13 protein-coding genes are annotated in these 15236 nt (G+C 34.8%); 2 read left to right on the top strand and 11 right to left on the bottom strand.

What is annotated here, in order from left to right:
• The first annotated feature begins 19 nt into the window (after nucleotides 1-19).
• Together AC3WRL_RS20470 and AC3WRL_RS20465 are read left to right on the top strand one after the other, a co-directional pair.
• The gene (locus tag AC3WRL_RS20470; RefSeq protein ID WP_214828369.1) at nucleotides 20-1204 is read left to right on the top strand and encodes a Pycsar system effector family protein; all 1185 of its coding nucleotides are present in this window, start codon (nucleotides 20-22) and stop codon (nucleotides 1202-1204) included.
• 19 nt (nucleotides 1205-1223) lie between these two features.
• Complete coding sequence (locus AC3WRL_RS20465) at nucleotides 1224-2147, top strand: bestrophin family protein (protein WP_492331139.1); 924 nt, start codon at nucleotides 1224-1226, stop codon at nucleotides 2145-2147.
• Between the two features lie 4 nt (nucleotides 2148-2151).
• Here AC3WRL_RS20465 and AC3WRL_RS20460 read toward each other — a convergent pair whose 3' ends face one another.
• From AC3WRL_RS20460 to nuoF, 11 genes are all read right to left on the bottom strand, one after another.
• Complete coding sequence (locus tag AC3WRL_RS20460; protein WP_261509811.1) at nucleotides 2152-4452, bottom strand: GAF domain-containing protein; 2301 nt, start codon at nucleotides 4450-4452, stop codon at nucleotides 2152-2154.
• 74 nt (nucleotides 4453-4526) lie between these two features.
• On the bottom strand, nucleotides 4527-5906 hold the full coding sequence (locus AC3WRL_RS20455; RefSeq protein ID WP_214828378.1) for an NADH-quinone oxidoreductase subunit N: 1380 nt from the start codon (nucleotides 5904-5906) through the stop codon (nucleotides 4527-4529).
• Between the two features lie 16 nt (nucleotides 5907-5922).
• Nucleotides 5923-7416 carry a complex I subunit 4 family protein gene (locus AC3WRL_RS20450; RefSeq protein ID WP_214828381.1) on the bottom strand — a complete coding sequence of 498 codons (1494 nt, stop codon included), beginning with the start codon at nucleotides 7414-7416 and terminating at the stop codon, nucleotides 5923-5925.
• Complete coding sequence (nuoL, locus tag AC3WRL_RS20445; RefSeq protein WP_214828384.1) at nucleotides 7416-9329, bottom strand: NADH-quinone oxidoreductase subunit L; 1914 nt, start codon at nucleotides 9327-9329, stop codon at nucleotides 7416-7418. Before nuoL ends, AC3WRL_RS20450 begins: the two co-directional genes overlap by 1 nt.
• Nucleotides 9330-9332: 3 nt before the next feature.
• Nucleotides 9333-9662, bottom strand: a complete 330-nt coding sequence (nuoK, locus tag AC3WRL_RS20440) for an NADH-quinone oxidoreductase subunit NuoK (protein ID WP_214828387.1) — start codon at nucleotides 9660-9662, stop codon at nucleotides 9333-9335.
• Nucleotides 9663-9666: 4 nt separating this feature from the next.
• Nucleotides 9667-10164, bottom strand: coding sequence for an NADH-quinone oxidoreductase subunit J family protein (locus AC3WRL_RS20435; RefSeq protein ID WP_214828390.1), 498 nt, complete (start codon nucleotides 10162-10164; stop codon nucleotides 9667-9669).
• Entirely contained in the window at nucleotides 10164-10721 is a 558-nt protein-coding gene (locus tag AC3WRL_RS20430; protein ID WP_089029007.1) for a NuoI/complex I 23 kDa subunit family protein, read from the bottom strand. Before AC3WRL_RS20430 ends, AC3WRL_RS20435 begins: the two co-directional genes overlap by 1 nt.
• 60 nt (nucleotides 10722-10781) lie before the next feature.
• Nucleotides 10782-11843, bottom strand: coding sequence for an NADH-quinone oxidoreductase subunit NuoH (gene nuoH / locus AC3WRL_RS20425; RefSeq protein WP_492331138.1), 1062 nt, complete (start codon nucleotides 11841-11843; stop codon nucleotides 10782-10784).
• Between the two features lie 88 nt (nucleotides 11844-11931).
• On the bottom strand, nucleotides 11932-12930 hold the full coding sequence (locus AC3WRL_RS20420; RefSeq protein ID WP_214828396.1) for an NADH-quinone oxidoreductase subunit G: 999 nt from the start codon (nucleotides 12928-12930) through the stop codon (nucleotides 11932-11934).
• A gap of 43 nt (nucleotides 12931-12973) precedes the next feature.
• Nucleotides 12974-13864, bottom strand: a complete 891-nt coding sequence (locus AC3WRL_RS20415; protein WP_214828411.1) for a hypothetical protein — start codon at nucleotides 13862-13864, stop codon at nucleotides 12974-12976.
• A 5-nt stretch (nucleotides 13865-13869) separates the two neighbouring features.
• Nucleotides 13870-15228: an NADH-quinone oxidoreductase subunit NuoF gene (gene nuoF, locus AC3WRL_RS20410; RefSeq protein WP_214828426.1), complete on the bottom strand. Its 1359-nt coding sequence runs from the start codon at nucleotides 15226-15228 to the stop codon at nucleotides 13870-13872.
• Nucleotides 15229-15236: the final 8 nt, after the last annotated feature.

Here is a 15236-nt window from a genome sequence, read left to right as displayed (position 1 = left end):
CATTAACTAAAATTCAGGAATGGATATTTTACAAAAAGTTAAAAATTATGTTGAAAGCTTATTCAAAGATAAGTTATCTTCGGTATATTTCTATCATAATTTTATACATACCACGTATACAGTCAATAAAGCCGAAGAAATAATGAAGAATACTCCAGTCTCTAAAGAAGACCAGGAGAAAGTGATATTGGCGCTTTGGTTTCACGATACGGGCTATATAGATTGTGCTCAAAATCATGAGGAGAAGGGTGTTGAGATTATGAAAAATTTTCTTGCAAATGAAAATTACCCGGAAAATTATATTGAGGATATTTCTAAATTGATTTTAGCGACAAAGATTAATTATGAGCCTCAGAATCTATTGGAAAAGATAGCTAAAGATGCAGATTGCAGCCATTTTGCCAGTCATGATTACAATGATATTTCTGATGCTTTAAGGAAAGAGTGGGAACTTACTAATGTAAGATGCTTTTCCAATGACGAATGGAATGCAGGAAATTTGGATATGTTGAAAAATAAACATCATTACTATACAGATTATGCAAAAGAAAACTGGGATCCTTTAAAAAAGAAGAACATCAAGAAAATAGAAAAGAAGTTGGAAAAAGAGGAAGAAAAAAAGGATGATAAAAAAGATGATAAAAAAGAGAATTCTGATAGTAAGAAAGAACCAAAATCAGATAGAAGTGTAGATACATTATTCAGAGTAACATTGAATAACCATACCAGACTAAGTGATATTGCTGACAGTAAAGCGAATATCTTACTTTCCGTAAATGCAATTATCATTTCTGTCTGCCTTTCGGTATTGGTTCCCAAATTGGATACTCCCAAAAATGCTCACCTTATCATTCCAAGTTTTGTTTTGCTGATATCAAGTGTTATGACAATTATTTTTGCCATCTTATCTACAAAACCCAATGTTACAAAAACTAAATTTACGAATCAGGATGTTGAAAACAGGAAGGTAAATCTTTTATTCTTTGGTAACTTCCATCAGATGATATTTGATGATTATCATAATGCAATGCGGGATCTTATTAAAGATAGGGACTACATCTATGATTCTATGGTAAAAGATCTATATTATCTTGGAAAAGTATTGGATAGAAAATACAAACTATTATCAATTACATACCAGATCTTTATGGCAGGAATCATTATTTCTGTACTTTCTTTTGCATTTGCATTTCTTACGCTCTAATTATTAAATCTAGCTGAATATGATTGTAAGACAGCGTACAAATTGGCTGAAGATGTTATTTATATGGCGGGGTTCAGTGTTGAAGAAGATCATTGTTCAGCTGGTAGCTATTACTTTGTTTTCAATTGGAGTCTACCTTTTTAAGGGTAAAATATATGATTATAAGGTACATCTCAATCCTACTATTTTTACATTAATAGGTTTGGCTTTGGCCATTTTCATGGGATTTTGTAATTCAGCAAGTTATGATCGTTTTTGGGAAGGTAGGAAACTATGGGGATTGCTGGTCATTGAAACCAGATCATTAACCAGACAGGTCTTATCATTGGTAGACGATTCTGCTCCGGATGCTTCGGATAAAAAAAAAGAAATTGTAAAAATGATTTCGGCATTTTGCTGGTCTTTAAATTATCAGTTAAGGGATAAATCAGGAACAGAGCATCTTTCCCGTTTGCTTTCTCCTGAATATGAACAAAAATTAAATGGTAAGAAATTTATTCCCAGCATTATTCTGGGTTTCATTGCAGATTGGCTGAAAGAACAGAATAAAAAAGGAAATATTGATACCATAGTCATGACCTCTATGGATCAACAGCTGAATCAGTTTTCTAATATTTCCGGAGGTTGTGAGCGAATCTATAACACCCCTTTACCCTTTGCCTATAGTGTTTTATTACATCGGACCGTTTATCTGTATTGTTTTTGGCTACCATTTGGATTGGTTGACAGCGTGGGCTGGATGATGCCGCTCATTGTTCTTTTAATCAGTTATACTTTTATTGCATTAGATGCTATTATTCAGGAAATAGGTGAGCCTTTTGGAGAGGAAGAAAATGATCTTGCCCTGAACAGTATCTGCAGAACGATTGAGTTTTCTATTTTTGAACAAGCTGAAATTCCTCAAGGTGAATTGAAAAAGCCAGATACTTATTTTATAGACTAGGTTTTTAAACTAAAGAAACCCTCAAAGCCAATAATCCTGTAATTCCCTGAAGGTCTTCAACTTTTAAAAACTCAATATCAGCCTGAAGAATTTCTTTTTTCTGTAGCTTATTGATATATTGAAGATATTCTTTTTGATTTTCCATTCCAAAATAAACGATAGTGATTTTTCCAGGGCAGGTTATCCTTTCAGTAGAGTTTTTAATATGGGCTTTGTCTATTCTTTTTTTGATGATCTCATAATAAGAATTATAAGCTCCATCCACATCGAAACGCTTTTCATCCATTCGGAAGCGGATATCTATTTTTTCATTATAGACAAAAATTAATGAGGCAATATCCAGTGGGATGGGAAGATCCTTTTTAAAGGTTTGAATTTCCTGTTCCATTCTGCAGATGGTTTTCAATTGCCAATATCTAAGCTGGTGAACTACTTTTGATGTATAATGAAGGTCCGGAGAGATATTAGGACCAATAAATAAATTATGCTCCACACCATCTGATTTAAATCTTTCATAATAATGAGGAAAGATCAACTGCGCTTTAGCCTGACTTTCATCAAGCATATCTGCGAGTTTTCTGTTGATTAAGGTAATAGAGTCGTCCAGACTTTTTCTGCTGTTATAAAACAGATCAGTTTGGGTAAAAACCTGTCCGAAATAGTCTGAAATTTGTTTTTTTATCTCCTTAGTTGTTCTTACTTCCAGTTTACCTTGCAGATAAGGATGAATTTCATCACGTAATAGTCTTTGAAAACGTTGTTCCGTATCCGCTTTTATTTCATTATTGAGTTCATTTTCAAAAATTTCCAAAGCCAATAAATATTTCTCGGAATCTGAATTGATCACAGAGAAAATATCATGAAGGCAGTCTATTTGTCTATTTAGATCTTCAAGCATCAGATTAAACCTTTTTTCTGATGAAGAACGGATATCCGAGAAACCAAATAATGGGGTGAGATTTTTAAATGAAATCTGTTTTAAAGTATATATTTTTTTTGCCAGAGAAGCATTGAAATACTTTTCGGCTTCATTTCTGAACTTCCATACCACACTGTCATGAATAGAGGTATATTCACGCTGAATAATGGCTTCTATCTGATAATTCTTTTCGAAACTAAATCTATTGAGAGAGAAAAGAATCATTTCAGTAAAAAACTCAAGTTTTTTTAGCTTTAATCCATTTAAACTGTTTGGAATTGGAGAGGTAAATTCCATGATTGCCAGTAATTCATTATCTTTCATAATTGGAATTACCATGAAACTGTTGATGTTATTTTCTTTTAGAATACTGAAAGAAGGTTGATTCTTTATTTCCTGCTCCATTTTATCAACGTTCGAAATCACAATTGCTTTTGAATTATTATTTAAATTTTCAAAAGTATTCTTCCGGGTTTCTTCATCAAAAGTATTAATCCAGAAATCGAGAATATGATTGGTAAAAAGATTTTCATAGATAGGAATTTTATCCAATCTCTGATCTTTTTTGTTAAAAAGCATTAATCCGAAATTAAGTTGGGCAACATCAAAATAAGATTTAAAGATCTCAATTAAATTTTCATCAGGTGCCAGGTTTTCAGGATCTATTTGTATCATGCTGGATTTGAGATCCGATAATGCAACTTCCGTTGTACAATCTACCAATGAAACAATGGTGAATCCCTTCAGAATCCATGATTTTGGAGGAAAATATTTTTTCCAAAGTCTGAAATCATCTAAATTTTCCAATAACATGTCCAAAATATCATCAGTCGGTATTTGAGCCTTTTGGGTTGGATAAATATCGGTAAAATCCGAATTAACAGTTATCTTGTAATGCTTCATGATTCCCTGTTTATTAGGAATATCATAATACAAAGGCATCGTACTTCTAATATCTTTTTTAAAATAACTCTGTACAATCAAACAGCAACAGAATACATAAAATTCATCGTCACCAATATTTCTAAGCTCTATTTCAAAATCCTTTCCGGCATCTTTAAGAATGTCTTTAAACCTTTCTGTATAATTAAAAGTAACTTTAGAAAGTGGAATACTTGCCGCTTTTATTTCATTATTTGTTAAGCCCGTTGGAAATAAATCTGCCAGCAAAAGCCGGATAAGTTCTTCATGTTTTTCCAATAATGAAACATCCTGGAAACCATCTTTAAGCTCCTGGAATTTTTTTGTTTTGTCAATTAGAGACTCTGCATAATTTACCCGGTACTCCAGTCGGTCATTGTATTTAATATGTTCAAGAACATCCAAATATTTTTTGAATGATATGATAACCTGGAACGGGGCGTCTTTTTTGTAAAGATTTGACAATGCTGAAAATTATAAAGTAAAGTTATAAAAAAAGCACAACTTTATGTTGTGCTTTTATATTTTTATGTTGATTCTTACAAACCAAACTGTTTAGCAAACATGTCCGGGAAAACACCTAAAATAACAATTGAAGCAATGATAACTACAGCAACAATATTATAGGTGAGTGTAACTTTTTCTGAAGTTTTGAATGTTGTTTCTTTAAAGAAGAACATCGCAATAATTAATCTCAGGTAATAGGCAATTGAAACTGCAGAACCTAAAACAGCTACCAATACTAAGAATGCTGCTCCATTCATTGCCTGAGAGAATAGGGCAAATTTACCCATAAAACCAGCTGTTAAAGGAACTCCTGCCATTGAAAGCATAGAGATTGCAGCAACAGTTGCTAAAAGAGGTTCGGATTTTGCCAATCCTTTGAAAGCTCCAAAAGATGTTTCTCTTTTTAATTTTTCTACCCATATCAGACACATAAATACCCCAACAGTAGATAGTGAGTAAGCAAATAGGTAAAAAGCAAGGTTATAAGTAGAAAGGCTCGTCATTCCAAAGAAAACCAATCCGATATATCCTGCATGAGAAACGGATGAATAAGCTAACATTCTCTTTACGTTGGTTTGTGCAAGACCCATTACATTCGCTAAAAGCAAAGTGATGATCAGGAATACACCTAGTACATTGATCCATTCGTGAGTAACTCCGGCAAAGCCTATCGTCATCAATCTGAAGAATGCAAAAAATCCAGAGATCTTTACAACACTTGCCATAAAAGCAGTGATCAATGAAGGAGAACCATAATATACATCCGGGCTCCACATGTGGAAAGGTGCTAAAGCCACTTTAAATGCTAATGCACACAACATAAGGATCACTCCTAAGATGAACATTACATTTTTAGGATTAGCAGCCCCAAAGTCATGAATTTTATATAGATCGAAAGTTCCTGCACTACCATAAATGAATGTGATACCGAATAATAAGAATCCGGTCGCAAATGCACCCATCAGGAAATATTTTATCGAAGCTTCGTTTGATCTCAGATCAGTTTTATTAGCACCAGCCATTACATATAATGGAATAGAAAGAATTTCAATACCTAAGAATAGGGTCACTAAATTCTGGAATCCAAAAAGAATAATACCACCACAAAGTGCGAATAGCATTAATGCATATAATTCGGACTGATGGCTTCTATGGTTGCTGAATGCAAAACCTCCAAGAAAGAACAATAGTAAAGTAGTTACAATTGAGATTTTTGTGAATAGAGCAGTATTAGAGCCATATTCATACATGTGTCTGTAATGCTCAAAAAATGAACATTCAGGAAGGAAGCTAACATATAATGCAATGATTAACCCCAAAATCCCAATGTATCTTGCGAATTTCCCTTGTTCAAAAACTCCTGAAAATAACGCAGCAACTGCCGTTAGGAAAACAATAATTAAAACACTCATTTCTTAAAATATCAAATTAACTAACCATTGATTGGTAGATAAACTTTAACGAACTACTCACCATTTCGATTACCGGTTGAGGAAAGATACCAAGTACAATCACAAAAACCGCTAAACTAGCTAATACAGAAAACTCTACGCCTGATAGATCTTTTGCTGTACTTAATATTGCTTCATCTCCTTTCCCAAACATTGCTTTTCCGTAGAATCTCAATAAGTAAACTGCAGAAAGAATTATTGTTAAACCAGCAATAATAGAAGCTAATACGTTGAAATCGAAAATAGATTTAATCAAAATAAATTCTCCGATAAATCCATTAGTTAATGGAACTCCCATTGAACCTAATAAAATTAGTAAGAATAATACCGCAAATTTTGGAGCCACTTTCGCTAAACCTCCCATTTGTCTTATATCTCTTGATTTAAATCTCTTATATAAAATATCTGCACAGTAGAATAAACCGACCACATTAATACCGTGAGCAAAAGTCTGCACTAATGCACCTTCTGCACCTTCCGTAGTAAAGGTTCCTCTTAGCGTAACAACTGCTGAAGCAAAAATACCTGCAACCATTAATCCAACGTGAGAGAAAGATGAATAAGCAATAATTCTCTTCATATCATTCTGGATGATCGCAATCAGTGCACCATGGAGGATACCAACGATTGCCAGAATAATTACAATCTGCCCTGAGATTCCCATAATAGGAATTGGGGTAATTGGCAACAAGTAGCGGATAACACCATAGACTGCCATTTTCAGCATGATTCCGGATAACAACATCGATCCCTGAGTAGGAGAGTAAGTATAGGTATCAGGCTGCCAGGTATGAAATGGAAAGATTGGTAATTTCACTGCAAATGCAAAGAAGATAAACCAAAACACTACTGTTTGCTGAGTCTCATTAAGTGAAGCATTGTATAGATCTGTTAAAGCAAATGACGCAGAGTGATTATAAACATAAATCAATCCTGCCAACATGAATAGCGATCCTACAAATGTATATACGAAAAACTTCGTTGTAAATTCAAATCTTTTATTTTCCTGACCCCAAAGTCCGGCAATAAACCAGATCGGAATCAAAGTTACTTCCCAGAAAATATAGAATAATAAACCGTCTAAAGATGTAAAAACGCCTACAAGTCCGAACTGCATCAACAGGATAAGACCATAGAATGAATTTCTGTAGTTTATATTTTCATTAAAAGAAGATAAAATAATTATAGGTGATAGAATATTGGTCAACAATAGAAGAAGCATACTCATTCCGTCAATGCCGAAATGAAGAGAGCTTTTGATAAATTGTGACCAAGGATAATTGATCTCATGCTGTAATACACTATCTACTGTCGGAGTAAAATCAAAATCCGAAAGTATATAAAATGTAAGAAGCATTTGTACCAATGCGATTCCTAGCGCCAAATATTTGCTGGATTTATCTTTCCAAGCAAAAACTAATCCCGAACCTACTAGAGGTAATAGTAATAATGTTAATAATAAACCAGACATTATTGTAATATAAAGTTAACAATCAGTATAATTCCCACAGCTAAAGACATGATAAGAATGTATGTCTCAACATTTCCGTTTTGAATACGTTTCATAGATCTTCCACTATCTTCAGCACCTTCGCCTACGAAGTCTACAAAACGATCTAGAACACCCTTATCAAACATTTTACCCCCACGTCCTAATCCTTCAACAGTTTTTACAATTAATGCATTGTAAAGTTCGTCAATATATAATTTCTTAGCAGAAAGCTTTTCCCAGCCTGTATAATTCTGTTCGGGTAAAGCCATCTTTTTCTTATTTACATAAGTATTTTTAACAATGAACCAAACCGTGAAGAACATAACCACTGTTGCTGCTAAAAGTATCATTTCTGTATTAAAATCAACTCCTGAAAGCGTTGCTTCCATTTGTTTGAAACTTTCCTCCGTAAGAACCGGTTTTAACCACTCCATTAATTTTGCATAATGACCGTGACCAATAAAGTGAGGTAAGTTGATGAAACCTCCGATTACAGAAAGTATAGCCAATACAACCAACGGTAATGTCATGTTCATTGGGCTTTCGTGTAAGTGATGTTTCTGCTCTTCAGTACCTCTGAACTCTCCATGGAATGTTAAATAGTACAATCTGAACATATAGGTTGCTGTAATGGCAGCTAGAATAAATAGCATTACCCAGTATACAGGATTTTTTGCAAATGCTGCAACTAAAATTTCATCTTTAGAGATCATCCCTGAAAGTAATGGAAATCCTGAGATTGCCAATGTTCCGATAAGGAATGTAGCATGGGTAATAGGAATTACTTTTTTCAGTCCACCCATAAAACGCATATCCTGCTCATTGCTCATAGCATGGATCACAGAACCAGCACCTAAGAATAATAAGGCTTTAAAGAAAGCGTGTGTCATTACATGGAACATTGCTGTTGTATATGCTCCTAATCCTAAAGCAATGAACATAAATCCAAGTTGAGAAACTGTGGAATAAGCCAATACCTTTTTGATGTCGTTTTGACGAAGTGCATAGAAACCCGCTAATGCTGCTGTTAAGAATCCGATTAATAAAATGCCATTCTGAACGGTAGGAGCTAAAGTAAATAAGAAGTTAGATCTTACTACCAAATAGATCCCCGCTGTTACCATCGTTGCTGCGTGAATTAATGCAGAAACAGGAGTTGGACCAGCCATTGCATCCGGTAACCATGTATATAAAGGAACCTGAGCAGACTTACCGGTAGCACCGATAAATAAACTCGCCGTAATAAAGATAATTACAGTTCCGTCCAATTCAAATTTTGAAGAATTTTGAGCTACTGAAAGGAAATCAATAGCGTTGGTCTGAGAAGCGATCATGAAAATACCGATCAATAAACCAAGGTCACCAATTCTGTTCATGATAAATGCTTTTCTTGCAGCTTTACCATATTCTTCATTTGTGAACCAGAATCCAATTAATAAATAAGAACATAAACCTACCCCTTCCCATCCGATGAACAAGATAAGGTAATTGCTTCCCATTACTAAAAGTAACATAGAGAAGATGAAAAGATTCAGATAAGTAAAGAACTTATAGAAACCTTTATCGTGGCTCATATATCCGATAGAGTACAAGTGGATCAATGATCCGATACCTGTAATGATCATGATCATCATTAAAGACAACTGATCGATCTGGAAACCAAAGTTTACCTGAACTCCATTTACTCTAAACCATTCAAAAGCTTTTACGATTATGGGTTGACTTTCAGAATTAAAACTCATAAAAATACTTACCGCAATACAGAAAGATCCGAAAACCGCTGCAGTTGCTAATCCTCCAACCAAAATTTTTGGAAGATTTTTCCCGAATAAACCGTTAATAAGAAAGCCTAAAAGTGGTAAAAGTATTATTGCATACACTAAATTTTCCATTCTTTATCCTCTTAATTTATTAAATATACTCACATCTACAGAACGGGTATTTCTATATAGCATAGCAATAATTGCTAATCCTACTGCTACTTCAGCAGCAGCAACCACCATAATGAAGAAAACTAAAAGTTGCCCATCGCTATTCCCTTTATATGCTGAAAAAGCAGCCAATAAAAGATTTGCAGAATTTAGCATAAGCTCTACACAACCCAAAATTACAATAGCGTTTTTTCTCAACAATACTCCCAGCACTCCCAAACAGAATAATACTGAAGAAAGAATGATGAAATACTCTAAAGGGACGCTTTGTATAAATGTATTTACTTCTCCCATAATTTTATAAATCTTTTTTACCGATTAATACCGCACCTACAATACCTGCCAAAATTAGGATGGAAGCAAGCTCAAACGGTAAAACATATTCATTAAACAAAAGTTTACCCAGATTTTTAGTAAGACCAACTCCTCTGTCTACATTCTCTACTACAACATATTTGCTCTGTACTCCTCTGAATACCCCTAAAACACCAATCAATAAAAGACCTGCTGTAAAAACACCAATGAATTTTAAAGTATTGTTCTTTTTACTTTCGTCTTCTTTATTAAGATTAAGCATCATCAGAATGTAAAGGAATAATACCATGATCGCTCCGGCATAAACGATGATCTGAATAATTGCAAGGAACTGGGCATTCAGAAGAATATACATTCCGGCAATTGAAAACATTGTAACAATTAATGACAAAATAGCATACAAAGGATTTTTTGCAAATACAAAGTATACTGCACTAGCCACTGCTAAAAAAGCCACCAAGAAAAATAAAAACTGATCCATTATTTTACCGCATTTTTTTGTTTCTCGGATTGTCTTGCTGTGATGTCAATCCTTTCATTTATCTTTTCAACTAATTTATCTTTTCCATAGATAAAAGAACCTCTGTTGGTCTCTACATCCACTAATCTGTCTGTAAGATAGATAGCAGATTTAGGACAAGCTTCTTCACACATACCACAGAAAATACATCTTAGCATATTGATTTCATATACTGAAGCATATTTCTCTTCTCTGTAAAGACCTTTTTCTTCTTTTGTTCTTTCAGAAGCAGTCATTGTAATTGCTTCTGCAGGACAAGCAACAGCACACAATCCACAAGCTGTACATCTTTCCCTTCCTTCCTCATCTCTTTTCAGAACATGCTGACCACGCCAAACCTGAGCTCTTGGTTTTTGTACTTCTGGATACGAATACACTGCAGGAGCACCTTTTACTACGGTTCTTACAGCGTGCTTGAATGTAATCCCCATACCTTTGAAAATCGCTGGTAGGTAGATTTTCTCAGCAAGGGTCATTTCTTTATTAGAAACAACTTTTGATCTGTTAGTAAGTTTCATTTATTGTAATTTTTTTAGGCTGAAGTTGTATTCAGCATTAAAAATATATTCTTATCTATTCTAATGTCCGAATGCTAAAATTAAAGCTCCGGTAATAACAAGGTTTAAAACTGCCAATGGAATTAATGTTTTCCAACCTAAATGCATTAATTGATCATATCTAAATCTTGGAAGTGTCCATCTGATCCACATAAAGATCAGAATTCCAATTATCGTTTTAGATAAAAATGCTACAATACTTAGGATTCCGGCAATATTTTCACCCCAGTTTTGCGTTACCCACTCAATTCCCGGATAGTTATAACCTCCAAAGAAAAGAACAACCATAAAGGCATTTGAGATAAACATGTTTACATATTCTCCAAACATGTATAAACCCAACTTCATTGAAGAATATTCCGTAGAGTATCCTGTTACCAATTCAGATTCACATTCAGGTAAATCGAAAGGGTGTCTGTTTGTTTCTGCTAACGCAGCAACCATGAAAATAAGGAAGGCTAAAGGCTGATAGAAAATATTCCAGTTCATCCCATCAATATGAATAAGCCCCCACAGTTTTCCTGTAGTCTGTGTTTCAGTAATTACTTTTAAATCTAAACTTCCTGTCATCATAATGATAGAAAGTAAAGCCAATCCCATTGCTAATTCATAAGAGATCATCTGTGAAGAAGCACGGATAGCACCTAATAATGAATATTTATTATTCGAAGCCCAACCTCCGATCATGATTCCGTAAACACCAATGGAAGCCATTCCAATAATGAAAAGTACCCCAACGTCAATATTGGCAACCTGAAGATCATAAGACATTCCGCCAATATTTAAGCTTTTACCCCAAGGAATAACTGCTCCTGTGATCAAAGAAATGAACATTACTAATGCTGGTCCTAATACGAAAAGAAACTTTTCAGCATTGGCAGGTGTAAAGTCTTCTTTAAAGAAAAATTTTCCACCGTCAGCAAGAGGTTGCAGTAATCCGAAAGGACCGGCTCTGTTTGGTCCAATTCTATCCTGCATGATAGAAGCAACTTTTCTTTCTGCCCAGGTAGAGTAGGCTGCTATCGTTAATGAAAGCAAGAAGAGCGCTAGTACAAGTATCAATTTAAATGTAATTAAATCCATTTTTTATTAGATGTTAGATATGAAAAGTTAGCTATTAGAGTTGAGAAAGTCTGCTGTCTAATATCTGAAATCCGATATCTTATTAAAATTATTTTTCGTCTTTTTCGCTGATTTCCTTTGCCATTGGATTGTCTAAAACTCTTAGCTCATCCTTAGGCTTCTCATAATGGTTAAGTGAAATCACTGAATGTCTGTCGATATGTCTAGGACCTTCAATATTCCAGTCTTTCAATTCTTTTCTTTCGAAACGACAAGTATCACAGATAAATTCTTCAACTTCTCCCCACTGGTCTTTTCTTGCTGTAACTCTTACCACTTCATCTCCCTTCATCCAAACAACAGCTTTTCCTGAACACTTATCACATTTACATGTTGCATTCATAGGACTTGTAAACCAAACTCTGCTTGCAAAACGAGCTGTTCTGTCTGTTAAAGCACCTACAGGACAAACATCAATAATGTTTCCGATGTAATCATTATCCAATGCTTTATTTAGATATGTTGAAATTTCAGCATGATCTCCTCTGAAAAGAATACCGTGTTCTCTTGTGTTGGTAAGTTGATTAGCCGTGAGTACACATCTTGCACAAAGAATACAACGGTTCATATTCAGCTTAATATTAGGACCTAGGTCATCTGCTTCGTATGTATTTCTTTCAAATTCGGTTCTTGTACCTACAACACCATGTTCATAACCAAGATCCTGAAGATGACATTCTCCGGCCTGATCACAAATTGGACAGTCTAGCGGGTGGTTTACCAATAAAAACTCGGTAACCGCCTTTCTACCTTCCTGAGCTTTATCAGAAGTAAGATTTTTTACTTCCATCCCATCCATTACATTAGTTCTGCAACTTGCCACTAATTTTGGCATAGGACGGGGATCCGCTTCAGATCCTTTAGAAACTTCTACTAAGCAAGTTCTACATCTCCCTCCACTGGTTTCCAATTTGCTATAGTAGCACATTGCAGGAGGTACAGATTTTCCACCAATTTGTCTGGCAGCTTCCAAAATAGAAGTCCCAGGCAAAACTTCAGCAGTCTGTCCGTCTATAGTTATTTTGAATTTTTTAACCTCTTCGCTCATATTCTATGCTTTCGCTTATGCTTTTAAGGCGTTAAGCTATATTTTAATTATACTTCTTCGTGTTAAATGTATACCCGATCCCTGCAAGAACCTGCCCGAAAACAAAATCCTGTCTGGCTTTATCCGGTTTATTATTCAATGTGGTTTTAATATCCCACATATTGATATATCCAGCTTTAGCTTCTGCCCTAATCATCCAGTTTTTCCAGAAAACTAAGTTAAGGCTGGATCTAAGATCGGTCCCCATACCGGCAACATGAAATCGGTCACTTCTTTCATTTCCAAAAAGCTTTATGTTACTTTTAGGAAACATTACTCCGATTCCTGCTCCATAAGACCACACTAAATCTATATTTTTTTTATGAATAAGATTTTTGTATTTCTCAATACCTAAATTTTCATAATTAAGTCCATCTGTATGCTCGAAAGTAAGAAACTGCGTATCAGATAAATCTACCTGTCCATTATGTACCATTCCTGCATATTTAGGATCTGAAATTGTTCCTGAAAAATCAACCGTTTGATTTTGTTTCATTACATACTTCATATGATCGATCCCTAAAACAATAGCAAGGTTATCTTTTATAAAATATCCGAGTCTGAAGTTATACTGTGTTACTGTAAACCAGCTTGGATCAAAATAAACGATTCCGAACTTTGTCTGTTTATCTCTGGCAGCTACATTATTCAACTGAAAATCATAACCGTTTCCTGTGAAATGGATGTCAGAATTACTAAAAGCGCCCCTGTTCCAACCATAAAAAATGAACATCTGACCTTTTTTGCTTAAAGGTAAAGGTTTTTCTTTCTTCTTAATAGATGCCGGACCTACGGTAGGTAAATAATCGGATTGATATTCTAAAGAGTCATTTTTAGTTTTCTGTGCAAACACAAGATTTGAGATAACCAAACTAACAACTAATAACTTTTTCATTGTAATTACGCATTATTTTCAACAGCAGGAATAGGATCTGCATAATTAGCCAATCCATAATTTTGAGTTAAACATAACTCAGGATTTTTTATGTGCCATTCAAATTCATCTCTGAAGTGGCGTATGGCTGCTGCAACAGGCCAAGCCGCTGCATCACCTAAAGGACAGATCGTGTTTCCTTCAATTTTTCTCTGGATGTCCCAAAGTAAATCAATGTCTTCCATTTTTCCTTGTCCGTTTTCAATCTTCTTTAAAATTTTATACATCCATCCCGTTCCTTCACGACAAGGTGTACACTGTCCGCAACTTTCGTGATTATAGAATCTCGCTAAAGTCATGGTATGTTCTACGATACACTGATCTTCGTCTAAAACTATGAAACCTCCTGAACCCATCATTGTTCCGGTAGCAAAGCCACCATCTGCTAATGATTCATAGTTCATGTATCTTGGTTCTCCGTTTACTGTTCTTAATAATAGATTTGCAGGAACGATTGGAACAGAACTTCCACCTGGAATACAGGCTTTTAATTTCTTTCCGTTTGGAATACCACCGCAATATTCATCTGAATAAATGAATTCTTCAACGGTAATCGTCATATCAATTTCATATACTCCAGGTTTGTTGATATTTCCGCATGCAGAAATCAACTTTGTCCCTGTAGATCTTCCAACTCCAATTTTTGCAAATTCAGCTCCTGTAATATTAATGATTGGAACTACTGCTGCGATAGATTCAACGTTATTTACCACTGTTGGTCTTTCCCAAAGTCCTTTTACAGCAGGGAATGGCGGTTTTAATCTTGGATTTCCTCTTTTACCTTCAAGAGATTCAAGCAATGCGGTTTCTTCACCACAAATATAAGCTCCACCACCTCTTTGAACATAAATTTCACAATCGAAACCGGTTCCAAGAATATTCTTACCTAAAAACCCAGCGGCTTTAGCTTCTTCAATAGCTTCTTCTAAAATATCCGGAATCCATGAATATTCTCCACGGATGTAGATATAAGAAACATTAGAGCCTAAACAGAAAGATGAAATAAGCATTCCTTCGATCAATAAATGAGGAAGAAATTCCATTAAATATCTGTCTTTAAAAGTTCCTGGTTCAGATTCATCTGCATTTACTACCAGGTGTCTTGGAACACCTTCCGGTTTTGCCAGAAAGCTCCATTTCATACCTGTAGGAAACCCTGCACCACCACGACCACGAAGTCCTGAAGTTTTTACTTCTTCTAAAATCTCATCGGGTGTCATCTTCAAGGCTTTTTCTGCTGCTTCATAACCTCCCTGTTTACGGTAAGTCTCGAAATAGCGAATACCTTCTATATGTGCGTCTTTAAGTAAAAGTTTTTTACTCATTGTATATT

This window comes from Chryseobacterium sp. FW101-FHT12H09 (assembly GCF_058790395.1).
Note: the sequence above shows the minus strand (reverse complement) of the source record. Positions and strands in the feature narration are given on the sequence as shown.